The following is a 26,084-nucleotide window of genomic DNA, read 5'->3' on the forward strand; positions in this document are numbered from 1 at the left end:
CTATTTGCCAAGATGACGCTGCTGGGCGGTCAACCATTCCAATGCACCTTGGGACGCCGCCCATTGGTCCCGCATCAACGCCCGATACTGCCAGGCTTCGGCCTTGGTACCGGGTTCCGGCACCTCCAGCGCCAGCGGCACCGGTCGTGGATTTTGGGCGCACATCATGGCAATGGCGTGGGCATTGAGCGCCTTGACGGCACGTAAAGAGTGTACGGCTTCATCAAGACGATGCAGACGAAACAAGGCCAAGGCGCGTCCCATCAACACGCCTAGCAGAGGTCCCTCGTCGTCTGGCTCCTGTTGATCGCTGAGCTGCACTGCTTCTTCGTCGCGCCCTTCTCGCAGCAACTGATCCAACACCAGTTCCCGCAGACCCAAGCTGTCCTGATCATCGAGCACCAACAGACGCTCCGCCAGCCGCCGGGAGTTGCGCCGGGCTCCACGTTCCATTCCGACCACCAGGGCCAAGCCAGTGCGCAAAAGAAACGCATTGTCCGCATCGTCCCAAGTGAAACGACCCTTAGCGTTCTCGATCTGATCCAGCCAGTATTCGAAACGCCTGGCCAGGGGTACGAAGAACATGTTGGCCATCCAGGGCAGGCTACCGAAACGACTTGCTAAGGCCACCGACAGGGCCTGCACGACCTGTGGCGAATCGAGCCAGGCGGGGTTTTCATGCAGGGCATCGAGCCATTCCGCGGCATGAGGCCACGGATCATCCTCGAGTCCCAGCGCGGCTTCTTTATCGATCTCGATGAGAAAACGAGATTGCCAGGCGGCAAACAGCGTGTCTTCCCGAGCGCGGGTGTGATATTCGAGATGGCCGTCCGCTGCATGCTCGAGATGCAGATCCGGTGCGCCTTCAAGACTCTCGAGCAGGGTTTGCAGATTGGTCAATGGCACGGCCAATGCCTCTTCGGAATTGACCATCTGCTCCGCCAGGGTAGCCCCCGGGTTATCTGCCAGATCGGCGAGAAACTGAAGCTGCTCCACATCGAGATCGCCGTAGCGTGCCAGGCGTCTAAACCAGAACCGGGCGCGTTCACTGGCTTCCTCCGGATGGCCCTCATGTAACAGCAACATGGCCTCGATATAGGCAAGGGTCGGTGAGTCCGGCAGCGTTTGCTGGGCACGCACGAAGGCTTCCCTGGCACTGGCCAGATCGTCGCTGTCAAGATGCATCAAGCACAGGCGCTCCAGCGCTACACCGCGCAGGAACAGCGGACCATGTGCAAGCACGTTGTCGAGCAGCATGGCCTTCTTGCGATTGAAACCGCGATCCTGATAGATATCGATCAGCAACTCGAACGCCGGCTCTGCCTGCTCCGGCAGCTGGCTCCAGTCGCTTGCCTCGAAAAGCGCCTCGAGCATCTGCTGAGCGCGGCACTGCTGATTGCTTTCCGCCGCGATCAGACCTGCTTCGAGCAGGGCCTGAGCCGGCGCACGGCCGCTGGCAAGCGCTGCCTTGAAGGCAGGCCCGGTCCATTCCCGCAGCGACAGCATCCACATCAAATGCTCCGGCACTGCACCCGGAAAGGATACGGCACCGCAGCAATCTCGGCTCTTGCGCCCCGAGTCGCACCAGCAGGGTTCGTTGTCCTGAGGACGAGCCAAGGCTTCGGTAGCGAACCCTCGACGTTCAAGAGGCGTCTGGTTCCACAACTCCGGCGCCAGCGCTTGAGCAAGCGCCATGTCCCCCCCCAGAGTGCGCAGACCCTCTGTTCGGGCCCAGGCCATCAGCGTCGGATAATGCTCGTCCTGACGAATGGTATTCAGCGCGCCGCTGGCATACTCCAGTAACTGTTCTACCCACATCGCCAGCATCGCACCTCCTTGTCGTGATTGGCTCATTCTAGCATGGCGCCGTCTCGCGCTCACGGCATCACCTAACGCTAGCGGGCCAACTTCCGGGGTGCTAGGGTGGCGCCCACTGGCTTCCAAGGCCATATTTCGTCGTTGCTCTCATCTTGTCATATCAAGGATTCATGTCGTGCGATTGCCTTTCCACCGTTCGGCGAAAAATGCCAGCGATACCCCTCATATTCGCCTGGAACGCGAAGGCCGCGACGAGATCAAGCGCATCACTTCGGCGGTGGAAAAAGTTCCTTGGACGGTCAGTCTGCTGCAGATCCTGTGGACCGCCGGGCCGGTCACCCTGCTGGGTGCCTGGGGCGGCTTTCTGCTGGGCTATGGCAAGGCGCCCACCGCCGAAAATTACATTTTCTTCATCTCCTATACGGTCATTACCGGTGCTGCAGGCATCATTGCCAATTTCGTCTACAGCCTGACCGGTGGACGCAAGGCGGAAAGAACCGCCCATAAGATCGAACGAGTGATTCAGAGTCTGCCGGATCTATTGCTGGCGACCCGCAATCTGATCGTCGAAAGCCTAGAAGGCGATGCCCGACGACGCGAAGCGGCAGCCATGCTGCTGCGCAAGCAGGACCTGTCACCGGAAGGGGTCGAACTGGCCGCCATCGAGCTGCTCGATGATCGCGATAGCGCCCGTATCATTGCCCAGATCGATATTTATCGGCGTGTCGGCCAGCATGCACGCATTCGCGATCTGATTGCGCTTTATCGTGAGACCATCGACCCCCAGCTCCAGGAACTCGCGGAACTGGTACCGGAAGCCACGGCGCTACTGCGTCAACGCTTCGAGGGGCAGGCGCCAAATCTACGTCGCGGCGTGATCCGGGATGACAACTTCATCGAACGGGTACTGGCGGCCATTGAGCAGAACAACGAGCTCTTGATGACGCTGCAGGACGTGGAGGAGATGCTGATTCTGGCATTCGAGCTGATCAGCGGCCGCAGGATTCCCATGCTTTCCTTCGAATACCGGGGTCGCTGGCGTTTGGCCCAGGCCTTTGACAATCTCGAGAAAACTCGCGCCCAGCACCGTATTGCCCAGGCTACGGGCCTGTCGCGACTCAAGGCCTTGACCGCTTATCTGGCGGAGCAGTCCGGCACGCTGGTGGCGGATGCCGCTGGCGGACTACGCGCCGAGATCCTGGTGGAACGTTCCCAACAGGCAATGGATGCCCTGGCCGAACAGATCCAACATCTTGCCCAAGCCGTGGTCAGCGGACAGACGGAGCGTAAGGCGGCACTGCGAACCAAGTCCGATCTTCTGGCCAATGCGCTAGGTCTCTATCGCAGCGCTTTGGAGGCCTACTCCCAGGTAGGACGCAGCCATGCCCAGCTGCTCAAGGCAGTACAGCAGTGGGAAACCATCAGCACCGATCATGCGAATCGCGATACGCGACTGCGCCTGGGACCCGGTCGCCGAGGCCTGCGCATTCGCGAGCATGTGATTGCTTTAGATGACACCGCAAAGGCGCAGGTATGCAAGCATCTCGATCAGCATATCAAGGCGACGAAGGCGGATCGCGAACGACGGCGCAATCCTCATCTGATCGACAGGGATCAGCTGCTGGCGACCGGCATGGACGCGGGCAAGCGCCTGGCCATCGAAATCGCTTTGGCGCTGGAACCCCACATTCATCTTTCCCGCCCGCAGGTGCAACGAGCCATCAATGGCTCGAATGCGGCGGATTTCGGCCAGCTCGAGCCCAATCTTTCAGCCGCCGCGAAGGCAGCACTGGGCGCTGCCATGGTGCGAGAGATCGATGTGGATCTCTCTCGCACGGCGGAATCTCTGGCCTTGGCGCTGGTGCGTCATTACCGGGTCGAACTCGATCCAGAAGCCAAGACATTCTTGATCAAGCAGTATGGCGCTCGGGAAACGACACTGAACATGTTGTCCAACTATCTTTCCAATACGGCGGGTAGCGAAATACGCAACGTCAGCTATCTAAGCCAGCGGCCCGCGGCTGTGAGCGCCCCGAATCGCGATTGGTACAGGGCGCTTGTGCAGGCCCGCCGTGCCCTGAAATGACGCTCAGGCGACGCTGTTCGCCCAGGCGATCAGCGGCTGACTGCGGGCATGCATGTCGAGCCGCGCCTGCAGTCGCACCAGGTTCCAGTAATGGCCGTTGAGCGCTCGGGAGAGCAATAGCGTATCCGCCGGGGGCTGCAGGCGATCCATCGCCGCCCAGACCCGCGGGCTTAGGTCACGCAGACGCCGATGTACCCGCACGTCGCCAAAATTCTGCAGGCCAGGCGCAAACAGTGGTGCGATGGCCTCGGCAGATTCTTGATACAGCGCCAACGGTGCGCCCTCGCCCTGACGCCCGCCCATCTGACGCAGTGCTGCATCCATGGCCATGGCATCCTGTTCCAGCGTCGCTTGAAGCAGTTCGACCATCTGTTTCAAGCGCGCTTCCGGCACCGGAATGACGGCCCCAAGATCGTAAAGAATCAATCGTCCTTGATCGTCACAGGCGAAATTGCCCGCATGGGGATCGGCGTGCAGCTCGCGGTGGGTGAAGAGCTCTTCCGTCAGCCAATCCGCCAAGTGCGTGGCAACGCTCTGGCGCAGCTCATCGCTAGCGGCTTCAAGATCGCGAAGCGGGGTACCTGGCACATAGCGCATGGCAAGTACCTGTTCACCGCTCAGGGCCATCAAGGGTTCGGGAATGATCAACCAGTCATGGTCTGCGTAGCGCTCTCGATAGCGCGCAAGTGCCGCGGCTTCGGCCTGATAATCGAGCTCGCCGCGCAGGCTGTCCGCCAGCTCATCGAACAGTGCATCGAGTCTTGCCTGAGGCACCTTGAACCAGCGACCAAGGCGCATGATGCGCCGTACCTGGGTTAGATCGCTCTCTAGTACCGCTGCGAGACCGGGGTACTGCACCTTGAGCACGATGGTATCCCCCTCGTGCGTCCGAGCGCGATGCACCTGACCCATGGACGCACTGGCGAACGGGGTGGTTTCGATCTCCGCAAAAACGCGATCAGGGTCGCCATACTGAATCTCGAGGCTTTCGCGAATTCGCGACCAGGGCATCGGCTCCGCCTGACGCTGAAGCCGCGCTAGCTCGTTGGCCAGATCCGGGGGCAACAGATCGTCCCATTGAGAAACGATCTGAGCCAGCTTCATGGCCGGCCCCTTGAGTTCGGAAAGCCCTTCGAACAGCGCTTCACCAAGCGCCCGCCAGTCGCTTTGCCCGCCTAGGCGACTACGCAGTAAGGCACCTCCGGTTCTTGCGCCAAGCCCCAGCAGCCGGCGGGATCGTCCACGCTCACGCATAATGATACAAACCCTGTACGATATTTATATCAGCGTACACCCAATGATGAATGAAAGGCACGTCAAAGATTGGCCAGCATCAGGGTGGCGATGCTGAAATAGATCAACACTCCGCAAGAATCGATCAGAGTGGTCACCAATGGCCCGGAAGCGGTGGCCGGGTCCCAGCCCAATCGGTCGAGTATGAATGGTAGGCACAGCCCAACCAGGCTGCCTATCAACACGATGACCGTCATACTCATGGCGACCACCAGCATGAGCATTTCGCCCCCGCGCAAGAAACCGATCGGTGATACAGCCAGCGCCATGGTCAGTCCCAGGGCAATGGCGATCAACAATTCACGCCCCAGAAGCTTGCCCCAGTCCTTGAAGGCAATATCCCCGGTAGCCAAACCGCGTACGGTCAGCGTGGATGCCTGGGCGCCAGCGTTTCCACCGCTATCGATCAAAAGCGGCAGAAAGAACACCAGGGCCACCTGAGCGGCGATGATGTCCTCGAAGTAGGCAATGCCGGCACCGGAAAACAGATTGCCAAACACCAGCAGTACCAGCCAGACGATACGTTTGCGATATAGGCTCCACAGAGACGTGCGGCCAACACCCTTTTCAAGCGTACCTACCGAGGCTCCCTTATGAATATCCTCCGTGGCTTCCGCCTGCACCACGTCCAGCACGTCGTCGTGGGTCACAATGCCGACCATGCGTTCTTCTTCATCCACCACCGGCACCGCCAGCAGATCGTAGCGCGCCACCAGACGCGCCACCTCTTCTTGAGGTGTATCGACCTGGGTACGAATTACATCCTTGATCATCAGATCGTCGATATAGGCGCTGGGACGCGCGATCAATAGTTGCCGAAGAGACCAGGTGCCAGCGAGATGGCCATGCTCATCAAGGACATAAAGCTGATAGACGGTTTCCGCATCCGGTGCGGTTTGCCGCACCCGCATCAACGCCTGGGCGGCCGTTAGGCCGCTGGGAATGGCAACGTAGTCCGAGGTCATCACTGCCCCGGCGGTCCCCTCTTCATAGCTTGCCAGACGTCTCAACTCTTCCCGTTTGCGGTGAGCCATGCGCCGCAACAGTGCCTCGCGCCGATCTATCTCCAACAGGTTGTAGAGATCTGCTCGATCGTCCGCGCTCATCTCCTCGAGAATCTCGAGCAATGCCCGATCGGAAAGTCGATCGACCAGAGATTCCTGCAGCCAACTGGGTAAATGACCATAGACGTGAGAACGACGTATCAGAGGTAGATTCTCAAGCAGCACCAAGGCCCCGGTCATGTCGTCCTGCTGATCGACGAGCTCTTCCAGCAGCTCGGCGATATCCGCAGCACGCACCTCTACCAGATGCTCTGCAAGCGCCTCAGAATCCTGCTCCAACGCAGTGAGCACGATGGCTTTATGATCCTGCGGGTTATCGCCCCTAGTCATGACATTCCTCAATTAGCGAGCAAATGATCATTGTAGCAATGAAAAACATGTCCGGAGTGGGGTTCTCGCCTGATCCTATGGCGAATCGGCACTTTACGTTTTGTGTACTAGGCAGCTGCTTACAATACTGGAAGAATATACACTCTTTATTTTTCATTCTTCACTCTTCCCAGGATGCTAGGCATGCGCTTGATCATCGCCGAAAAACCGAGCCTTGCCCGGGCCATTGCCGATGCGCTGCCCGGTTCAATGAAACGCAGTGAAGGAGCCATTCAGGTTGGCGATACCATTATCAGCTGGTGTCTGGGCCATTTGCTCGAACAGGCAGCCCCGGATGCCTACGATCCTCGCTACAAGCAGTGGCGACTCGAACACCTGCCCATCGTTCCCGAGCGTTGGAAGCTCATGCCGCGCAGCAAGGCTCGCGGCCAGCTCAAGGTACTGCGCAGCCTGATCAAGCAAGCTAGTGAAATCGTGCATGCGGGTGATCCGGATCGGGAGGGCCAGCTGCTGGTTCAGGAAGTCATCGAATATCTTGGCTGGAAAGGCCCGGTCAGCCGACTGCTGATCAACGATCTCAATCAGCCGGCGGTTAAGCAGGCCCTTGCCCGGCTCGAGGACAACCGAATCTACCTGCCCCTTTATCGGGCCGCGGAGGCGCGCGCTCGGGCCGACTGGCTGTACGGCATCAATCTGTCCCGGGCCTGGACGCTGACTGGGCGCCAGGCCGGTCACGACGGGGTGCTCTCGGTGGGTCGGGTACAGACACCGGTATTGGGGCTGGTGGTGCGTCGGGATCAGGAAATCGCCCGTTTCGAGCCGCGCCCTTTTCATGTGCTGTGGGCAGATTTCAAGGTCGAACAAGGCATCGTTCGCGGCTGGTGGCAGCCCGGCGAGCAACACCCCCTGGACGATCAGGGTCGACTGCTTCAGCGCGGCCCTGCGGAGTCACTGGCTGCACGCTTGCCAGGCACCGTGGGTGCGATCTCGAAGCTGGAAGCACGCACCAAGCGCCAAGCTCCGCCACTGCCCTACTCGCTGTCGGCGCTGCAGGTCGATGCGGCGCGGCGTTACAAGCTTTCCGCCAAGGCGGTACTTGATACCTGCCAGTCCCTTTACGAGCGCCATCGCCTGATCACCTATCCGCGATCGGATTGTCGCTATCTGCCCGAGGCCCATTTATTGGAGGCGCGCAAGACACTGCGGGGCGCCTGCGCCGATGACCCCACCTTGGCGGGCTGGCTCGCGAATGCGGACTTTACGCTGCGCTCCAAGGCCTGGAACGACAAGCAGGTTGGCGCTCACCACGCCCTGGCTCCCACTGGTCTGCGTCCGGATTTCGCACGGCTTTCCGCCAGCGAGGCAAACGTTTTCCGGCTCATCGCGCGTAACGTGCTGGCGCAGTTCTACCCGGCGCTTCAGACCCGGGAGATCAAGGTGGAATTCCGCGTGCTGGACGAACGGTTCCGCGCCCAGGGCCAGGAGGTTCTCGTGCCCGGCTGGAAGCCCTTGTTTACCACTCGGGACGAGGCGCCTCCCCTGCCATCGATGCGGGAAGGCGAACAAGCCACGGTGGTCGATCAGGCAGTGGAAGACCGGGAAACCCGTCCACCGGAACCCTTCACCGATGCCAGCCTGATCAAGGCGATGATGAATATCGCTCGTTACGTGGATGATCCGGAGGTCAAACGCACCCTGCGGGACACGGATGGCCTGGGCACCGAGGCCACCCGGGCCGGCATTCTCGAGACGCTGCTGGAGCGGCGCTATTTGGTGCGTCAGGGTAGCGCCCTGCGCGCCACCCGCACCGGCCAGGCATTGATCAACGCATTGCCGGACGCGGCGACCCGCCCGGAGCGCACGGCGCTATGGGAACAACGCCTGCGGGCCATCGCCGAAGGTGAGGATCAGCCGGCGCCATTCATGACGAACCTGGTCGCCGATCTGCATACGCTGCTGGCTGGCGCCGATGTAGCGCGCATGCGTCAGGCGCTGAGCAGCGCCGAAGGCTTCGAGGCTGCCGCGGTCAAACGTGGTCGGGGCAAGACCTCGCGTAGAAGCACCTCCAGCAAGCGCAACACGAACACGTCCGGAACAACCAAGCGCGCTCCACGCAGCAACCGCCGCGCCAGGACAACGAACTCATGACCGAGACAACGCTGGTTTTAGGCCCTGGTGCCCTGGGGCGTCTGTTGGTCGCCTATCTTGGGCAACCCTATCTTGAACAACAGAACAGGATTGAACTGGTAGGTCGCAAGGCGTCGTCTTGCCCTATCAGTCTGGTGACGCCGGAAGGCGAAACACTAAGCTGCCTCGTGCCTCGCATTATCGCCAATCAGGCACCATGGAAACCGGCATTGGTGCATCTCACTACCAAGGCCTATGCCGCCGAGCAAGCGCTTGCCGAGCTTGCCACGCATATCGACCCTGCCACGCCTCTAGTGCTATGGCAAAACGGCTTTCAGGTGCAGGAACCGCTGACCCGGCGCTGGCAAGGCCCGGTGCTGTGCGCCACCACCACTGAGGGTGCCTACACTCAAGGCGAGGACATCGTGGTACACGCTGGACTCGGGCATACCTTCATTGGTCATCTCGGCGGCGCTTATCCTGATCTTGCGGATAGCGTTGCCAAAATGCTCGGCAGAGCCGGCTTGTCCGCCGAGTCTTGCACCGATATCCGCCAGCGTCTGTGGCACAAGCTCGTCGTCAATGCCGCCATCAACCCACTGGTCGCTCGTTATCGCATTCGCAACGGCCAGCTGCGCGATCGTCCTTTTCGGCCCATGGTCACGGGTATCATCGACGAGCTGAGCTTGATCATGGAAGCGGAAAGCATTGCTCCGCCCAAGCAGGGTTGGGCAGCGATGGTGTGGAAGGTGATCGAGGGCACGGCCAACAACCGTGCCTCGATGCTGCAGGACGTGCTGGCTGGGCGCCCCACCGAAGCCGACGCCATTCTCGGCCCGCTGCGAGAAGCGGCTCGACGCCACGATATCGTCGCGCCGCGACTCGATGCCTTGTGGGACAACAGCCCATAGGATGGGCTTTCCCGTAGGTAAGCCTTCGCGAGGGCGCTGTAAACCCGCCCCTGGGCGCTACTTTTGCCATCCCTGGCAAAAGACCCTCGGTTCGCCTTACCCCCGGCGCTTATCGTTGTATATTGTCGGCGCAGCCAGCGTCAGCAAAACGAGACGAGCAATAGCCAGGCAAGGCGGAAACCAATGAGAAAGCGGAGTTTACTTTAGTAAATGAGCATTTCGAATTGGTTTCCAACACAGCATGGCTGAAGCGCAGCCCGTTTTAACCAGTATTGCGCAGACCGGCAGAAATCCCCGCCATAGTCACCATCAACGCCCGAGAAAGCTCCGGGCTGATCGCCCCATCCGCATCCCGGTTACGTTGCAGAAGCTCCGCCTGCAGGCTATGCAGCGGGTCGATGTAGGGATTGCGCACGTCGATGGCTTGGCGAATCAGAGGCGTATCCGCGAGCAGTTCATCCTGATCGAGAATGTCGAGCAGCATTTCCTGCAGGTGCTGCATACGTTCTCTCAGCTCCTTGCCAAGCGCCTGAAGGGAGGGCTCCACCACCAACCGGTGTTCGTAGTAGGCGGCGATGCCCACATCTGCCTTGCCCAACAGCATCTCGAGCATGTCGAGATAGGTGCCGAAGAACGGCCAGTGCTTGCGCATTTCGCGCAAATGCTCAAGCCCGCCCTCTTCTTTCAGCCGTGTCGCGAAGGCCTCGCCGCTACCCAGCCAAGCCGGCAGCATGAAACGAATCTGGGTCCAGGCAAAGATCCAGGGAATCGCGCGCAGGGATTCGACCCCGCCCTCCTGGCGTCGCTTGGCCGGGCGCGAACCCAAGGGCAGACGACCGAGCGCCCCTTCCGGGGTGACCGCACGAAAGTAGGGCACGAAATCCGGGTTCTCGCGCACCACGCCAACATAGGCTTTGTGAGCAATGTTCGCCAGACGATCCATCTCCTCTCGCCAAGCCGGTTTCGGCATCGGCGGCGGCAAGAGGGTGGCTTCGAGTACGGCGCAGGTGTAGATCTCCATGGAACGCAGGGCAATATCCGCCTGGCCGAACTTGAAGCGGATCATCTCGCCCTGTTCGGTCACCCGCAGGCTGCCGTTCACCGAGCCCGGCGGCTGGGACAGAATGGCCGCGTGAGCGGGTCCACCCCCGCGTCCCACGGCGCCGCCACGACCATGAAACAGGGTGAGTTTGACATCATGGCGTTCGCATACCTCAACCAGCGCTTCCTGAGCGCGATATTGGGCCCAGGCTGCCGCCAGTTGCCCGGCGTCCTTGGCAGAATCCGAGTAGCCGATCATCACTTCCTGGCGATCGTTGACCAGGCGGCGATAGCCGGGCAGCGACAGCAGCTGATCGATGGCATCCCCGGCGCGGTCAAGATCGTTCAAGGTCTCGAACAAGGGGGCAATGGGCAAGCGTACGTCCCCGCCCACCTCTTTCATCAGCAAAGCCACTGCCAGAACATCGGACGGCTGACCCGCCATGGAGATCACATAGGTACCCAAGGCCTCGCGATGCTCCTGGGCGATGGTGCGAAATGTATCGAGCACTTCCCGGGTTTCCGTGGAACACTCCCAGCGCCGAGGGATGAGCGGACGATGGGATGCAAGCTCCGCCAGCAGAAAATCCTGACGCTGCTGTTCATCCCACTCCCGATAACGCCCCAGCCCTAGATAGTCGCTGAGCTCATCGAACACCTGGCTGTGTCGGGTGGACTCCTGGCGTATGTCGAGTTTGGCCAGAGTGACCCCGAACACGGCAATACGGCGCAGGGTATCGAGCAATACGCCATTGGCGATACCGCTCAGGCCCACGTCACACAGGGAGCGATAGCAGGCAAGCAATGGCGTATAGAGCTGATCTCGGGTCTCGATGATGGGACCGCCGTCGTAATTGACCCCATCGAGACAGGCCTGGGCCCAATCTCGCGTAGCCTCGACCCGAGTGATCAGCCGCTTGATCATTGCCCGATAGGGTTCCGCTTCGTCGCCAACCTCCGAGCGCAGGGCGCTGTTGGCCTTCCACATGGACAGCTCGATCTTGAGCTGATCCAGATCGCGCAGATAGAGATCCGCCGCCATCCAGCGCCCCAGCAGCAGCACTTCCCGGGTCACTTTGGCAGTCACATTGGGATTGCCGTCGCGATCGCCGCCCATCCAGGACGCGAAACGCAGCGGCGCCGCATCCAGGGGCAGACGTTCACCGGCGGCTTCGAGCAAGAGATTATCCAGATCGCGATGAAAATCCGGTACCGCCTGCCATAGGGAGTTCTCGATCACGGCAAACCCCCACTTGGCCTCGTCCACCGGGGTCGGTCGCTCGTGACGTATCTCATCCGTATGCCAAGCCTGGCTAATCAGCTCTTTCAGACGCCCCTGGGCCCGGGCGGCTCGCTCCGGATAGTCGTGGCTGCTTTCCACCACGGTCAGGCAATCATCGATGGCATCGTACTTCTGAATCAGCGTACGCCGGATGACCTCGGTGGGATGAGCGGTGAGCACCAGCTCGACCCGCATTCCGGCCAGGGTCTCCACCAGTTGCCGCGGCCCATGCCCGGCCTGCTGGATGCGGTTGAACAGTTCATCGAGAGCCGGCTGGGTGCCCGGCTTGTAGTCCTCGACGCGACGAAACCGAGCACGATAGTGCTGTTCGGCAATATTGGTGAAATTGAGAAACTGGTTGAAGGCCCGGGTCACCGGCAACAGCTCGTTGTCCGGCAGGGTGCGCAGATACTCGATCAGTTCACGCTGGGATTCACCGCCCTCCTGGCGCCCTTGCTTGGCCAGGGCGCGGATGGTTTCGATCTTGTCGACGAACTCTTTGCCCAGATCTTCCGCAATGGTGTGCCCCAGGCTATCGCCCAGCACACGTACGTTGTCGCGCAGGGACTCATGCAAATGCTGGCCCATCACAAACTCTCCTTGATGCTGTTGCGTTCGCGGTATTTGGCATCGTTCCAATGACGATCCATTTCCGCCAGATCCGCCTCGTCCAGGGTCCGATTCGAACGGGCCAGGGCCTGTTCGATATAACCGAAGCGCCGCTCGAATTTGCCGTTGGTGGCGCGCAGTGCCTGCTCAGGGTCGATTTTTCGTTGCCTTGCCAGATTGACCACCGCAAACATCAGATCACCGATTTCTTCCTGAACATGAACCTCATCCCCGGCGTCCAGCGCTTCTTCGACTTCATCGAGTTCTTCGCGGATCTTGGCAATCACCCCTCGGGTGTCGGGCCAATCGAACCCGACCCGGGCGGCACGCTTTGCCAGCTTGGCTGCCCGGGTGAGCGCCGGCAATCCTTGGGGAATGTCTGCCAGTAGGGAGCTTCTTTTGTCTTCGCTGCGAGCGTCCCGCTCCTTCGCCTTGAGCTGTTCCCAACGTGAGCTGACATGAGCCGTTTCTACGTCGGCGGCGCTGATGCCCTGGCGTCGTGAAGCCAAAGTCCCCTCAGGAAACACATGGGGATGGCGCTTGAGCATCTTGTTCATCAACGCATCGACGATATCCTGAAAGTCGAAGCGCCCCTCTTCCCGGGCAAACTGGCTGTAATACACCACCTGAAACAGCAGATCCCCTAGTTCGCTTGGCAGCTCGTCAAAGGCGCGACGCTCGATGACATCGACCACTTCGTAGGCTTCCTCGAGAGTATGCGGCAGAATGCTGTCCCAGTTCTGCCTGACGTCCCAGGGGCAGCCCTGCTGCGGATCACGAAGCACCTTCATCAAGGTGAGCAGATCATCGAAGCTATGGTGCGGGGATTCATTCATGAGCGAGCTCTCTTGCGGGTACCGTCCCGCAGGCGTTTGACATCGACGATATTGGGCAATTGCTGGATACGCGAAAAGATACGGCCCAGGGATTCCAGACTATCGACTTCCAGGGTGATTTTCAGTCGGGCACGATTATCGTCTTTGTTGGTCAGCGTATTGATTGCCAGGACGTTGACGCGATCGTGACTGAACACCTGAATCACGTCCTTGAGTAACCCGGACCGGTCCCAGGCCTCGATCTCGATATTGACCGGATATCTGTTGTGAATGTTGCTGCCCCATTCGACGTCGACGATGCGGCCCGGCTCTTCGCTGCGCAGCTGCAAAATGTTCGGGCAATCCTGCCGGTGAATGGTAACCCCCCGGCCTTGGGTGATATAGCCAATGATCTGATCACCATGCACCGGATGGCAACAGTTGGCCATGACCGTCTTGAGGTTGCCGACACCGAGCACGGTGATGCCGTCATCCTTATGACTGGGCGGCTTGGGCTTGGGCTTGGACAGCAGGCGGTCGAGCTGCTCCTCGTCGTCGCTTTCGCCAAACAGCTGCTGAGCCTGGTGCAGCACCTGGCCAATGCGTAGATCACCGGCCCCCAGGGCGGCGTACATGTCCTCTGGATTCTGGTAGTTGACCGCTTTGGCCAGGGTCGTGAGATTCAACCCTTCAATATCCAGGCGCTTGAACTCCTTATCGAACAGCGCGCGGCCTTCTTCCAGGTTCTGATCCCGGGCCTGATGCTTGAACCAGGACTGAATCTTGGCCCGGGCCCGGGAGGTCTTGACGAAACCGAGATTGGGATTGAGCCAGTCGCGGCTTGGGCCCCCTCGAGTCGCGGTGAGAATTTCGATCTGATGCCCGGTCTTGAGCCTGTAGGTGAGCGGCACGATGCGCCCGTTGATCTTGGCCCCACGGCAGCGATGTCCGATTTCGGTATGTACCCGGTAGGCGAAGTCGATCGGGGTGGCACTGCGGGGAAGATCGATGACATGTCCTTCCGGGGTAAAGACATAAATGCGATCCGGCGCCACGTCGCTGGCAAGCCCTTCCCGCAGGTCGCCCATATCCCCCACTTCGTCCTGCCAAGCAAGCACCTGGCGCAACCAGGCAATCTTGTCTTCATAGCCTGGCTCTTGCGTCCCACTTCATGGCCCTTGTAACGCCAGTGGGCACACACGCCCAGTTCCGCGTCTTCGTGCATGGCGAAGGTGCGAATCTGAATTTCCAGCACCTTGTTCTCGGGCCCGATCAAGGCGGTATGCAAAGACTGATAGCCGTTCTTCTTGGGGTTGGCGATGTAATCGTCGAACTCGTTGGGCACGTGATGCCAGCGGGAATGCACGATCCCCAGCGCTGCGTAGCAGTCGGCAACGTCCGGCACCAGAATACGCACGGCGCGCACATCGTAGACCTGGGAAAAATCGATGCGCTTGCGCTGCATCTTGCGCCAGATCGAGTAGATATGCTTGACCCGGCCGTCCACCTGGTAGCCGGTAATGCCCTGTTGATCGAGCAAGCCTTCAAGCGTCGCGACCGCCTCTTTGATGTAACGCTCTCGATCCAGTCGCTTCTCCGCCAGCAGCTTGGCGATGTTCTTGTAGTCCTCTTCGTGCAAATAGCGAAACGACAGATCCTCCAGCTCCCACTTGAGCTGACCAATACCCAAGCGATGAGCCAGAGGCGCATAGATATCGGCGACTTCGTGGGCCACCTGCAGGCGCTTTTCCCGGGGCGCCTCGCGCACCTGTCGCAGTGCACAGGTGCGCTCCGCGATCTTGATCAAGGCGATGCGCACGTCGTCGATCATGGTGACCAGCATCTTGCGCAGGTTTTCCTGCTGATTGTGCTGGGACAACCCCTTGCTGGGCATCTGCTGCTGACTGATAGCCGCCATGGAGAGCACGCCGTCGACCAGGCAGGCCACTTCCTGACCAAAGCGTTTCTCGATACCCTCGACGCTGATCCTGCCCTCCCGCACGGCGCGATAGAGCACTGCCGCCTCAAGAGTTTCCTGATCGAGCTTGAGTTCGCTCAAGATATCCGCCATCTCAAGGCCGGTGCGGAAACTTGAACCATCCGCACTCCAGGCGTGATGGGGTTTGTCCATACTTTGCGCAAGATGATCTGCCAATTCGCAGGCGGCACGCATCTTGTCCAGGTCGTGCAGTTCCACGTCGTCCTGTAAACGCTCGAGCCAAAGAGGGATATTCACGTTTCCCTCTTCGGTCATTGGCTGGTCTTCGCGGACCTTGACCATGATGTTTCCTCCCTGAGGCTCTTCGCTCCGACTGAAGCCCTAAGCCGATGAACGCTCGAACAGCAGCATGGCCTCGAGATGAGCGGTCTGCGCAAACATGTCAGCCACTGCGGCCTGAGTGATTCGATAGCCGCCCCGCAAGAGATGACCTGCATCCCGGGCAAGGGTTGCCGGATCGCAGGAGACATAGAGAATTCGCTTTACCTTGCTCTCGGCCAAGGCTCGGCATACGGCATCGGCGCCGTTTCGTGGCGGGTCCAGCACCACGCTATCAGGGCATGAATCCAAGGCTGAAGGCTCGTTCAGATCCCCTACTCGGGCGTCAATGTTATCCAAGCCATTATGACGGGCGTTGTGCTGAATTCGCTCCACCATTGCCTGACTTCCCTCCACGCTAGTGACCTTGGCGACGTGGGGTGCCAGCGCCAGACTGAAATTACCGACACCGGCAAATAGATCCAGCACATGATCGTTCTTGTCGGGCTCGAGCCAATTCAAGGCGGTAGCCACCATTTCCCGATTGATCTTGGCATTGATCTGCAGAAAATCCCCCGGGCCAAAATAGAGTTCCACAGAACGCTGTGTAAGATTGCGGGCACCGCTCTTCAGGGTATAGCTCAACTGCAGTGTTTTGTCTGGCAAAGAAAATTTAGGATTTTCACGACCTTGCAGTAGGCCTAGCGTTATTTCGTGGGATTCGGCCCATTGGCGCCAACTCTGTGCATCTTCGGCATTCGCCCGTAGCTGACGGACGGCGACGACGATACCTTGGTCACCGGCCAGCAGTTCGATATGCCCAACCTGACGAGGCGCCTGAAGCGTAGCAAGATGCTGCCGCAGAGGGTTCAAGAGATCTGCCAGAGAAGGCACCAGAATCGGGCATTCGGTGATATCCACCAGATGACGACTACCCCGGGCGCGAAAGCCCAAATGTACCTGGCCTTGGGCATCGACCTTGACTCCGAGCCGGGCACGCCGACGATAGCCGAATCCTTCACCCGCAAGCAGCGTTGGCGACGCATCTAGTGCCACGCCCTGACGGGCCAGCTGATCGATCAACACATCGCATTTGTGACGGCGCTGGGCTTGCAGGGATAGATGCTGCAGATCACAACCGCCACACTGCCCATAGTGCGGGCAAGGCGGCAAGACGCGCTCAGATGAAGAGGTGATTAGCTCGCGAACATGCGCCTCGTCAAAACGCTTGCGACTGCGATGAACCGCCACCTTGACCATCTCACCAGGCAGCGCCTGATCCACGAACAGAGTCTTGCCCGCGTCATCCTTTGCAACGCCGCGTCCATCGTGAGCCAGGCGCAGAATATTCACCGCGTTTTCATCGACCTTGCCCGCACGCTCCTTGTCGATCGCCGCGTCGTTCGTCACTTGACCATGGCGCCTCGCATCAGCAGAAATACGCTGCTCGGACACTCGAGAAGGACGCCGCTTGCCCAGCATGCCCACGATCAAACCCCTGGGGCGAATAGACCCGTCGACAGGTAGCGGTCACCCCGATCGCAGACGATGAACACGATGACCGCATTTTCGACCTGCTCAGCGACCCGCAGCGCCCCGGCCAGACAGCCACCCGAAGAGACCCCCGCTAGAATGCCCTCTTCCCGGGCCAGCCGCCGCATGTGCTCTTCCGCTTCCTGCTGACCGATATCCAGCACGCTATCGACACGAGAGGCATCGAAGATGCTGGGCAGATAGGCCTCGGGCCAGCGTCGGATGCCGGCAATGCTGGCACCTTCTTCCGGCTGCAGACCCACGATCTGAATTTCCGGATTGCGCTCCTTGAGATAGCGCGATACGCCCATGATGGTCCCGGTGGTGCCCATGGAACTGACGAAGTGCGTCAAGGTGCCGTCGGTCTGCTGCCACAACTCCGGGCCTGTCGTGCGAAAATGCGACAGGGGATTGTCCGGATTGGCAAACTGATCCAGGGGCTTGCCTTCGCCGCGCTCGATCATGGCCTGGGCAAGATCCCGAGCGCCCTCCATGCCTTCCTGCTTGGAGACCCCTATGAGTTCTGCCCCATAGGCAGCCATGGCCTGCTTACGCTCGCTCGAGGCGTTGTCCGGCATGATCAATACCATGCGATAGCCCTTGATGGCCGCCGCCATGGCCAGCGCGATGCCGGTATTACCCGAGGTGGCCTCGATGAGGGTATCGCCTGGCTTGATATCGCCTCGAGCTTCGGCTTCGGCGATCATTGCCATGGCCGGGCGATCCTTGACCGAGCCCGCCGGGTTGTTGCCTTCCAGCTTGGCCAGGAGTGTATTGTTACGCCCGGCATTGATACGCTGCAAACGCACCAGGGGCGTATTACCTACCACACCTTCGAGGGTATGAAATTGCATGAACTTTTCCTTCTGACCACGGGGCGCAGAGTACCGCGGATGGGTAAAAGACTGCCCGATGAAAAACGTCGCCTGCATTATATCCCCGTGAATCAATGCTGGACAGGCAAGTTCCCCTATGTCGCTCTGGCGCCTTGTACAACGCTTTGCCGGATATCGTCATGTCTTTGAAGTATCGTCTATTGACCCTGGTACTGGGGGTTCCACTGTTGCTGCTGTTGATCCAAAGCAGCTATCTTTTCCTGCAAAATCAGCAGCAGCGCCACGAAACGCTGCGCAATCATCTCAACGAGAGCGTCGAGCTGCTGTCGCCCTCCTTGACGCAAGTGCTTAAAAGAGACGAACCCGCACGACTTCAGCCACTACTGCAGCGTTTGATGGATCTACAGGGTGTAAGTGCCGTCGTGCTGCATGCCAATGATGGCAGCGTGGTGACCCGCCTGGGAACGACTCAAACCTCCCTTGCCTTGCCTACGGGCAGACGCTTGCAGATCATCGAGGAAGACGGGCAGTGGCGATTGTTCAAGCCCTTGCCGACCTACTCACTACCCTGGGCCAATCGCGATGAGACCGGCCAGTATTACTGGCTGGAGGTGGTGGTCGGCAACAGTGATATCGCATTGGTGGATTATCGCCAGCTTGCGCATTACGCCCTCGCCTGGCTGATCGCGGCAACGCTTCTACTGCTGACCGCCTATGGAACGCTTCGCCGAGTACTGCCTACCCTGCGCGCTCAGCGCCAAACGCTGCAGCGCCTCGACGGGGGCAAATATGACTATCGCGCACGGGAAACCGGCCCTCGCGAGCTGGCGTTGCTTTCTCGCGCCATCAACCAGCTGGGCGATCATCTCTTGCGCACCAAGGAAGCGCAGCGCCTGCAGCTCGAGCAGACCACCAGTGAACTGCAGGAATCAATGGAAACCATCGAGGTTCAGAACATCGAACTCGACATGGCCAGACGCCGCGCGCAGCAGGCCAACCGGATCAAGTCGGAGTTCCTGGCCAACATGAGCCATGAGATTCGTACACCCTTGAACGGCATCATTGGCTTTTGCCGTTTGCTGGGGCGCGGACGCCTTGATAGCCGCGAGCGCGAGTGGCTGGAGCATATCGAGACCGCGTCGAACAACCTGCTGACACTGATCAACGGCATTTTGGATTTTTCCAAGATGGAGGCCGGCAAGCTCGAGCTAGACTCCGTCGCCTTCGACATGGTGACGCTGGTCGATGAAGTCCTGACGCTGCAGGCCCCGGCCGCCCAGGAAAAGGATCTACAGCTGCTGGGCCTGGTATTTGACGATGTGCCAAGCGAGCTGCTCGGCGACCCACAGCGCATCAAGCAGGTACTGATCAACCTGGTCAGCAATGCCATCAAGTTTACCCAACGGGGTGACGTCATCGTTCGCGTGCTGGTGGATGAAAGCGAGGGTAACGACGTTCGATTACGCGTTCGGGTCAGCGATACCGGCATTGGTCTTCCAGCCTCCATTCGCGAACAGCTGTTTCAGCCGTTCAGCCAAGGCTCGATCAGTCGTTCGCGACAGTATGGGGGGTCAGGCCTTGGTCTGATGATCTGCAAACAGCTGGTCGAACAGATGGGCGGCGAGATCACTGCAACCAATCAGCCTGAGGGAGGCAGCGAATTCAGCTTCACACTGTTCCTGCGCAGTCTGGTCACCGTTGCCGAGCGCCCTCCCGAACTGATGCTTCCCTCGCCTTTGATCGGGTTATGGGAACCTCACAAGATCACACAACAGGTGCTGAGCCACCAGCTGGAGCGCTGGGGCGCCCGGGTAGAGCTCCTGCATCAGAATTCTCTTGTCGAGGATTCCCTGGATCTATTGATCGTTGGTATCTCCCAGAGCGATCTACAGCCGAGACGCTTACAGGTTTGGCAACAACGCCTGGCCACCGCAAGTTGCCCGGCACTGGTGCTCATCAATAGTGATCCCTATGACCTGGCGGACATGACCCTTCCTCACGGAGGCGAAATCCTGTGCAAACCAATCCCGCGAGCGCGGCTATGCGAAGTAACCGAGCGTCTGTTGTTATCCGATGGCCACCCCCCCATGGCAACGCGGAAAAAGGATGCTCTTGAACACGGAAATGGACCTTCGCGAGCGTTGATCGTGGACGACATTGCCTCTAACCGTATTCTCGTCAGGGAACTGCTGCATCAGGCCGGCATCGCGACTTTGCTCGCTGAAAACGGTCATGAGGCCTTGGCACTTGCCCATGAGCAAGAGGTCGATCTGGTCCTCATGGACATTCGCATGCCGGGCATGAACGGTGTCGAGGTCATGCAGGCACTGCGCAAGACTGGCGGTCGCTGGGCTACTTGTCCTTACGTGGCTTTGACCGCCCATGCGGAAAGAGACGAAACCCGTTGGCTGTTCGATGCGGGCATGCAGGAAGTACTGACCAAGCCTCTCGATGAGCAGGCATTGGCACGCATACTGACGCTCTATCTAGGCGTGGTGGCACCATTTGACGAAATAGCAAAGGCGACTGCCGACGAGGAACAGGCTCCATTGGCGGTGGTGGACCTGCAGCTGGGTCAACGTCTGGCAGGGGGGCGGGCCGATCTGGCCCGGGAAACCTTGGAAATGCTGCTCGATAGCTTGGCCCAAAGCGAGACGGAGCTGCGTGCAAGCTTTGCCGCGGACGATGAGAACGCTTTTCTCGATGCAGTCCATCGACTCAATGGGGCGTGCCGCTATTGCGGCGTTCCAGAACTCGCGCTGCTGAGCGAAACCTTGGAAACACGCATAAGAACCCAGGGCCTTTCAGCAGCAGGCAGCATGCTGGAGGATGTGTTTGTCGCCATGCAGCGGCTGAAGGAGTGGCAGGCGCTGCAGGCGAGAGCGTGATTCAATGACGCCTATTCGTGGCTGTGGCCATGGGCCTGGTCGTGGTCGTGGTCGTGGTCGTGGTCGTGGTCATGATCTTCCAGGGCGGCCACGAACCCGGCTTCCTGGCCGTCGATGATCAAGCGCTTCATCTCGGCAACCGCTTCCTTCAAACCGGTGAACAGCGCCCGAGCGATGATGGCATGACCGATGTTGAGCTCCTGCAGCCCTGGAATCGCCGCGATCGCTTCCACGTTGTGATAATGCAAGCCGTGACCCGCATTGACAATCAGCCCCAGCTCCAAGGCAAGCTCCACCGCCGCGGCAATACGCGCATGCTCGATACCCGCGGCTTCGCCTTGGGCCTCGGCGTAGGCGCCGGTATGCAATTCGATTACCGGTGCACCGGCTTCAAACGCAGCACGAATCTGCTCCGGTTCCGGGTCGATGAACAGTGACACCTCGCAACCCGCGTCACCCAAGCGTTTGCAGGCCTGGGTGATACGGGACTGCGCCCCCACTACGTCGAGGCCACCCTCGGTGGTCAACTCCTCACGTTTCTCTGGCACCAGGCAGACATGGGCCGGACGTATCCGCTCTGCCAGCGCGATCATGTCATCGACCACCGCCATCTCCAGATTCATGCGGGTCGTGAGCACCTCCGCCAGGAGTTGCACGTCCCGCTCCTGAATGTGGCGACGGTCTTCGCGCAGATGAACGGTGATGCCATCCGCCCCCGCCTCCTCCGCCAGCAGCGCTGCTTGCACCGGGTCCGGATAGCGAGTGCCTCGCGCCTGACGCAGGGTCGCAACATGGTCGATATTGACGCCCAGTAGGATACGCGGCGAATTCATGGGTTTTCTCCAGGTTCAGTCCAGGTTTTAGAGTTAACGGCGACGCGCTGCCAACTGCACCATCAATTCTCGCGAACGCAGTGGTTTGGCCCCCAGCAAAGGCGCAAGTGCCGCTCGCGTCAAGGATTTGGCCACCCGAGAGAGCCCGGGCTGTGACCATTCACCTTGGGCCAGCAGGCGCAAGGTTCGGCCATCGACGCCTTGCTGGGTATCCCCCGAGATGGCAAAACGACGCTCCCCGGCACGATAGATATAGCGCTGCTGCAGATCCAGTTCGCGATCGTCGGTATCACGAAATACCGGCTCTGCATCCAGCGCTTCCAACAACGCAATCTCCAGGCGACGCAAGGCGGGTGCCCGCTCGCCAGGAATGGGCAGCGCATCGAACAAGGCGCCGTAAAAGGCGAACACCTCACGCACCGGCAATAGAGGCGGCAAGGTGCGGATCAACAGTTCATTGGCATACAGACCGCATAGCAGCCCTTCCCCAGCCAACAGTGCCGCCGTGCCGTTGGATTCCATCAGGCGCAAACGCTTGAGCTCCGAGTTTCCAACCCAGGTCACATGCAAGGGCGTGAAAGGCTGCAGCCGTCCTCGCGCTTTGCTGCCGCCCCGCTGAACGCCTTGGGCCACGGCACGCACCCGGCCATGCTCAAGGGTGATCAATTCGACCAGGGCGCTGGTTTCCCGATACGGGCGTTTGTGCAGTAAGTAAGCAGGTTGGGGTGTCATGGCAGTCGGGTCATGAACGTCATGTTGTCACAAAACGACGCATCAACGCCTATCGTGATCATAGCCCAGGCTCTTGAGTGCCCGCTCATCGTCGGACCAGCCGCGTTTGACCTTGACCCACAGATTGAGCATGACCTTGGCGCCAAGGGCCTTTTCCATCTCGAGCCGCGCTTCTCGTCCGATCTTCTTGATTCGATCGCCGCTTTCACCGATCAAGATCTTCTTTTGACCGGGGCGCTCCACCAGCATCAAGGCGCTTATGTGAATGATGCGTCCTTCGTCGCGAAATTCCTCGATCTCGACGGTCATCTGGTAAGGCAGCTCGTCCCCCAACTGACGCATGACCTTCTCCCGCACCAGTTCAGCGACCAGAAAGCGCTGACTACGATCGGTGATCTGGTCCTCGGGGAAGTGATGTTCCCCCTCCGGCAGATACTTGGCAATCTCAGCTTCCAGCTCTGGCACATTGGTGCCGTGTTTGGCAGAGATGGGAAGAATGGCGGCAAACTCGCGCTTTTTCTGCAGCTGTTCGAGCCAGGGCAACAGCTCCGTCTTGTCTTCGAGCCAGTCGACCTTGTTCAGCGCTAGAACTACCGGTGCCTTGACGTGGGTGAGCTTGTCGAGCACCACGTCGTCTTCCCCTGTCCAACGCATGCGATCGACGATGAACACCACGCAGTCCACGTCGCGCAGAGCCTGGGTCGCTGCCTGGTTCATGAAGCGGTTGATGGCCTTGTTGCGATCCTTGGTCTGACGGTGTATTCCCGGGGTGTCGACATAAACGAACTGCGTCTCCCCCTCGGTCTTGATACCCGTCACCTGATGGCGGGTGGTTTGCGGACGACGTGAGGTAATCGAGATCTTCTGGCCCAGGATACGATTCATCAACGTCGATTTACCGACGTTGGGCCGACCGACAATGGCTACGAAACCACAACGTTGGGTCATGCGCGGGCTCCTTTTGTCTCTATCTGCAGTAACGCCTTTCCGGCGGCTTCCTGCTCCGCATGGCGACGGCTGTTGCCAATGCCAACGGTATGATCCGCCAGCGCATCGATATGACACTCGATGGTGAAGGTTTGAGCATGGGCCTCGCCTTCCACCGAGATCACCTCATAACGTGGTAGCGCCATCTGACGCGACTGCAAGAACTCCTGCAACCGGGTCTTGGGATCTTTCTGAGTATCCTGCAGATTGATCGCTTCGAGCCGAGTGGCATACCAGGACAGCACCCGCACCTTGACCGTCTGCATGTCACTGTCAAGGTAGATGGCACCGATCAACGCCTCGAGGGTATCCGCCAGAATCGAATCCCGGCGATAGCCGCCGCTTTTCATTTCACCTGAACCCAGGCGAAGCTGCTCGCCCACGGAAAACTCCCGGGCCACTTCCGCCAGGGTCTTGCCCTTGACGAGTCGTGCTCGCAGTCGCGAAAGCTGACCTTCCCGAGCCTGGGGAAAGCGCTGAAACAAGGCCTCACCGATGACAAAATTGACGATGGAATCACCCAGAAATTCCAGCCGCTCGTTGTTATCACCGCCGTAGCTACGATGGGTCAAGGCCAGCTCCAATAGACTGGCGTCGCGAAATGAATAGCCTATTCGGTGGCCAAATGCTGTGAGGGAGTTACTCACGAGACTCCTGGTTCATGCTGTTGTTTAAAAGAAGCAGGGGGTGTCGGCAGGTTCATTTGATGGCACGCACCGAGGTAAAGCTGGGCAGTCCGCCATCCCAGTGCATCCATACGGCGAAGGCCTTGCCTACGATGTTTTCTTCCGGCACGAAGCCCCAGTAGCGGCTATCGTTGGAATGATCCCGATTGTCGCCCATCATGAAGTATTGCCCGTTCGGTACGATCACTTCTCGAAGCTGCGGTCCCGGGTCCAAGGGATTATTGTAGATATCGTGATGCCCCTCGCCGAGTTGCTCATCAAAAAGTTCCTCGCCAGGTGCTTTGGTCGGGTCGGCGTCAGTCAGCTCCTTGGGCACCGGCTCACCGTTGACATAAAGCTGCTTGTTTTCGTAGCGAATGCGATCGCCAGGCAAACCGACGACACGCTTGATGAAGTTGACCGAGGTATCCTGAGGGAACCGAAAGACCATGACATCGCCACGCTCGGGCTCGCCAAGATCGACGATTTCCGTATGGGTCACGGGTAGACGCAACCCATAGGTGAATTTGTTGACCAGAATGAAATCCCCAACTTCCAAGGTCGGGCGCATGGACCCTGAGGGAATCTGAAAGGGTTCCACCAGAAAACTGCGTAACAGCAGAACGACAAGCAGCACCGGGAAGAACGAACGGGCGTAATCTACCGGCCAGGGCTCCTTGGCAAGCTTGCGCCGAGTGTAGTCATCCAGCGCCGTGCCATCATCAGACGCTGCCTTGGCCAGCCTGGCGCGTCGCTTGGGCCGCCACCAAAGAACATCCAGCAGCCATACCAATCCAGTGACGGCGACGGCCACCACCAACAACAGCGAAAAATCCATGAGTCGTCTTGATCCTGATAGTTCTTAGAATTGATTGGGTTTTCTGCGAAGATCGGCAAACGCGGACATCGTCAGACGAACCTAATCGTTTACCTTGAGCACGGCCAGGAAAGCATCCTGAGGAATTTCAACGCGGCCGACCTGCTTCATGCGCTTCTTGCCCGCCTTCTGCTTTTCCAGAAGCTTCTTCTTGCGGCTTACATCGCCTCCGTAACACTTGGCGGTGACGTTCTTGCGCAGGGCCTTGACCGTGGAGCGCGCCACCACCTGCCCACCGATTGCAGCCTGAATAGCCACATCGAACATCTGACGAGGAATAAGTTCCTTCATTTTTTCGACCAGAGAACGACCGCGCCCATGGGCATGGTCACGGTGAATGATCGCTGCCAGGGCATCGACCTTTTCACCGTTGATCAGCACGTCCAGGCGCACCAGTTTGGCAGCCTCAAAGCGTTCGAAGCCGTAGTCTAGAGACGCATATCCCCGAGAAATCGATTTGAGCCGGTCGAAGAAATCCATGACCACCTCGCTCATCGGCAACTCGTAGGCCAGCTGGATCTGGTTGCCCAAAAACTGCATGTCGAGCTGGGTGCCGCGGCGCTGTTCGCACTCGGCGATGACGTTGCCAACAAACTCCTGGGGCACCAGGATATTGGCCCGCACGATGGGTTCGCGCATTTCGTCGACATTGGCCATGTCGGGGAGCTTCGATGGATTGGCCACATAGCGGATTTCGCCATCGTCCATCGCCAGTTCGTAAACCACCGTGGGGGCTGTGGTCAGAAGATCGAGATCGTATTCACGCTCGAGTCGCTCCTGAATGATCTCCATGTGCAGCGTGCCAAGAAAGCCGACGCGAAAGCCAAAACCCAGCGCATCGGAATTTTCCGGCTCGTACTGCAAGGAGGCATCGTTCAGAGCGAGTTTTTCCAGCGCGTCACGAAACGCCTCGTAATCGTCCGCGCTGATCGGGAACATGCCCGCATAGACCTGGGGCTTGATCTTCTGAAAACCCGGCAGGCGCTCGACCTTCGGTGTCTTGGCGTGGGTGATGGTATCCCCCACCGGAGCGCCCTGGATATCCTTGATACCTGCGACCACGAAACCCACTTCCCCGGCACGCAGCATGCCGGTCTGGT

At 59.5% G+C, this 26,084-nt stretch carries 17 protein-coding genes and 1 pseudogene; 4 read left to right on the top strand and 14 right to left on the bottom strand.

Annotated features, from left to right (window positions below; all coding sequences use genetic code 11):
• On the bottom strand, positions 1-1,827 hold the full coding sequence (locus CH74_RS07980) for an SEC-C metal-binding domain-containing protein (protein ID WP_048306934.1): 1,827 nt from the start codon (positions 1,825-1,827) through the stop codon (positions 1-3).
• Positions 1,828-1,993: 166 nt separating this feature from the next.
• Between CH74_RS07980 and CH74_RS07985 the strand changes: the two genes are divergently transcribed.
• Positions 1,994-3,904, top strand: a complete 1,911-nt coding sequence (locus CH74_RS07985; protein WP_048306935.1) for a hypothetical protein — start codon at positions 1,994-1,996, stop codon at positions 3,902-3,904.
• Positions 3,905-3,907: 3 nt separating this feature from the next.
• Here the strand turns inward: CH74_RS07985 and CH74_RS07990 are convergent, their stop codons facing one another.
• Both CH74_RS07990 and mgtE read right to left on the bottom strand, forming a co-directional pair.
• A complete protein-coding gene (locus CH74_RS07990) occupies positions 3,908-5,158 on the bottom strand; it encodes an AarF/ABC1/UbiB kinase family protein (RefSeq protein WP_048306937.1) in 1,251 nt (416 codons plus the stop codon).
• Positions 5,159-5,220: 62 nt separating this feature from the next.
• Positions 5,221-6,591 (bottom strand): magnesium transporter, encoded by a 1,371-nt coding sequence (gene mgtE / locus CH74_RS07995; RefSeq protein WP_048306939.1) that lies wholly within the window; start codon positions 6,589-6,591, stop codon positions 5,221-5,223.
• A 183-nt stretch (positions 6,592-6,774) separates the two neighbouring features.
• Between mgtE and CH74_RS08000 the strand changes: the two genes are divergently transcribed.
• Both CH74_RS08000 and CH74_RS08005 read left to right on the top strand, forming a co-directional pair.
• On the top strand, positions 6,775-8,739 hold the full coding sequence (locus CH74_RS08000; protein ID WP_048306940.1) for a DNA topoisomerase III: 1,965 nt from the start codon (positions 6,775-6,777) through the stop codon (positions 8,737-8,739).
• Positions 8,736-9,629 (top strand): ketopantoate reductase family protein, encoded by an 894-nt coding sequence (locus tag CH74_RS08005; RefSeq protein ID WP_048306941.1) that lies wholly within the window; start codon positions 8,736-8,738, stop codon positions 9,627-9,629. The genes CH74_RS08000 and CH74_RS08005 overlap by 4 nt, the downstream gene beginning before the upstream one ends.
• Positions 9,630-9,891: 262 nt before the next feature.
• Here the strand turns inward: CH74_RS08005 and ppc are convergent, their stop codons facing one another.
• From ppc to cysM, 5 genes and pseudogenes are all read right to left on the bottom strand, one after another.
• Positions 9,892-12,540 (bottom strand): phosphoenolpyruvate carboxylase, encoded by a 2,649-nt coding sequence (ppc, locus tag CH74_RS08010; protein ID WP_048306942.1) that lies wholly within the window; start codon positions 12,538-12,540, stop codon positions 9,892-9,894.
• Entirely contained in the window at positions 12,540-13,397 is an 858-nt protein-coding gene (gene mazG, locus CH74_RS08015) for a nucleoside triphosphate pyrophosphohydrolase (protein WP_048306943.1), read from the bottom strand. The genes ppc and mazG overlap by 1 nt, the downstream gene beginning before the upstream one ends.
• Positions 13,394-15,657 (bottom strand): annotated as a pseudogene (relA, locus tag CH74_RS08020) (GTP diphosphokinase). Before relA ends, mazG begins: the two are co-directional and overlap by 4 nt.
• A gap of 39 nt (positions 15,658-15,696) precedes the next feature.
• Positions 15,697-17,115, bottom strand: coding sequence for a 23S rRNA (uracil(1939)-C(5))-methyltransferase RlmD (rlmD, locus tag CH74_RS08025; RefSeq protein ID WP_082140345.1), 1,419 nt, complete (start codon positions 17,113-17,115; stop codon positions 15,697-15,699).
• Between the two features lie 8 nt (positions 17,116-17,123).
• On the bottom strand, positions 17,124-18,020 hold the full coding sequence (gene cysM, locus CH74_RS08030) for a cysteine synthase CysM (RefSeq protein ID WP_048306945.1): 897 nt from the start codon (positions 18,018-18,020) through the stop codon (positions 17,124-17,126).
• A 161-nt stretch (positions 18,021-18,181) separates the two neighbouring features.
• Here cysM and CH74_RS08035 point away from each other — a divergent pair, with 161 nt between their 5' ends.
• The gene (locus CH74_RS08035) at positions 18,182-20,890 is read left to right on the top strand and encodes an ATP-binding protein (RefSeq protein ID WP_048306946.1); all 2,709 of its coding nucleotides are present in this window, start codon (positions 18,182-18,184) and stop codon (positions 20,888-20,890) included.
• An 11-nt stretch (positions 20,891-20,901) separates the two neighbouring features.
• Here the strand turns inward: CH74_RS08035 and pdxJ are convergent, their stop codons facing one another.
• From pdxJ to lepA, 6 genes are all read right to left on the bottom strand, one after another.
• Positions 20,902-21,723, bottom strand: a complete 822-nt coding sequence (gene pdxJ, locus CH74_RS08040) for a pyridoxine 5'-phosphate synthase (RefSeq protein ID WP_048306948.1) — start codon at positions 21,721-21,723, stop codon at positions 20,902-20,904.
• A gap of 33 nt (positions 21,724-21,756) precedes the next feature.
• Positions 21,757-22,455, bottom strand: coding sequence for a DNA repair protein RecO (gene recO, locus CH74_RS08045; protein ID WP_048306949.1), 699 nt, complete (start codon positions 22,453-22,455; stop codon positions 21,757-21,759).
• Between the two features lie 42 nt (positions 22,456-22,497).
• Positions 22,498-23,403 (bottom strand): GTPase Era, encoded by a 906-nt coding sequence (era, locus tag CH74_RS08050; protein ID WP_048306950.1) that lies wholly within the window; start codon positions 23,401-23,403, stop codon positions 22,498-22,500.
• Positions 23,400-24,089: a ribonuclease III gene (rnc, locus tag CH74_RS08055; protein WP_048306951.1), complete on the bottom strand. Its 690-nt coding sequence runs from the start codon at positions 24,087-24,089 to the stop codon at positions 23,400-23,402. The genes era and rnc overlap by 4 nt, the downstream gene beginning before the upstream one ends.
• Before the next feature lie 52 nt (positions 24,090-24,141).
• Positions 24,142-24,945, bottom strand: a complete 804-nt coding sequence (lepB, locus tag CH74_RS08060; RefSeq protein ID WP_048306952.1) for a signal peptidase I — start codon at positions 24,943-24,945, stop codon at positions 24,142-24,144.
• 81 nt (positions 24,946-25,026) lie between these two features.
• Positions 25,027-26,084, bottom strand: a 1,058-nt coding sequence (gene lepA, locus CH74_RS08065) for a translation elongation factor 4 (RefSeq protein WP_048306960.1), incomplete at its 5' end; no start/stop codon positions are given.

The sequence above is a fragment of the Halomonas sp. PR-M31 genome (genome assembly GCF_001039575.1).
Classification (GTDB): domain Bacteria; phylum Pseudomonadota; class Gammaproteobacteria; order Pseudomonadales; family Halomonadaceae; genus Modicisalibacter.

Excerpts from the sequence above, each read along its gene's own strand:
- CH74_RS07980 (WP_048306934.1), bottom strand. The coding sequence starts at position 1,827 with ATGCTGGCGATGTGGGTAGAACAGTTACTGGAGTATGCCAGCGGCGCG.
- CH74_RS07990 (WP_048306937.1), bottom strand. The coding sequence starts at position 5,158 with ATGCGTGAGCGTGGACGATCCCGCCGGCTGCTGGGGCTTGGCGCAAGA.
- mgtE (WP_048306939.1), bottom strand. The coding sequence starts at position 6,591 with ATGACTAGGGGCGATAACCCGCAGGATCATAAAGCCATCGTGCTCACT.
- CH74_RS08000 (WP_048306940.1), top strand. The coding sequence starts at position 6,775 with ATGCGCTTGATCATCGCCGAAAAACCGAGCCTTGCCCGGGCCATTGCC.
- CH74_RS08005 (WP_048306941.1), top strand. The coding sequence starts at position 8,736 with ATGACCGAGACAACGCTGGTTTTAGGCCCTGGTGCCCTGGGGCGTCTG.
- ppc (WP_048306942.1), bottom strand. The coding sequence starts at position 12,540 with ATGGGCCAGCATTTGCATGAGTCCCTGCGCGACAACGTACGTGTGCTG.
- mazG (WP_048306943.1), bottom strand. The coding sequence starts at position 13,397 with ATGAATGAATCCCCGCACCATAGCTTCGATGATCTGCTCACCTTGATG.
- rlmD (WP_082140345.1), bottom strand. The coding sequence starts at position 17,115 with ATGCTGGGCAAGCGGCGTCCTTCTCGAGTGTCCGAGCAGCGTATTTCT.
- cysM (WP_048306945.1), bottom strand. The coding sequence starts at position 18,020 with ATGCAATTTCATACCCTCGAAGGTGTGGTAGGTAATACGCCCCTGGTG.
- CH74_RS08035 (WP_048306946.1), top strand. The coding sequence starts at position 18,182 with ATGTCTTTGAAGTATCGTCTATTGACCCTGGTACTGGGGGTTCCACTG.
- pdxJ (WP_048306948.1), bottom strand. The coding sequence starts at position 21,723 with ATGAATTCGCCGCGTATCCTACTGGGCGTCAATATCGACCATGTTGCG.
- recO (WP_048306949.1), bottom strand. The coding sequence starts at position 22,455 with ATGACACCCCAACCTGCTTACTTACTGCACAAACGCCCGTATCGGGAA.
- era (WP_048306950.1), bottom strand. The coding sequence starts at position 23,403 with ATGACCCAACGTTGTGGTTTCGTAGCCATTGTCGGTCGGCCCAACGTC.
- lepB (WP_048306952.1), bottom strand. The coding sequence starts at position 24,945 with ATGGATTTTTCGCTGTTGTTGGTGGTGGCCGTCGCCGTCACTGGATTG.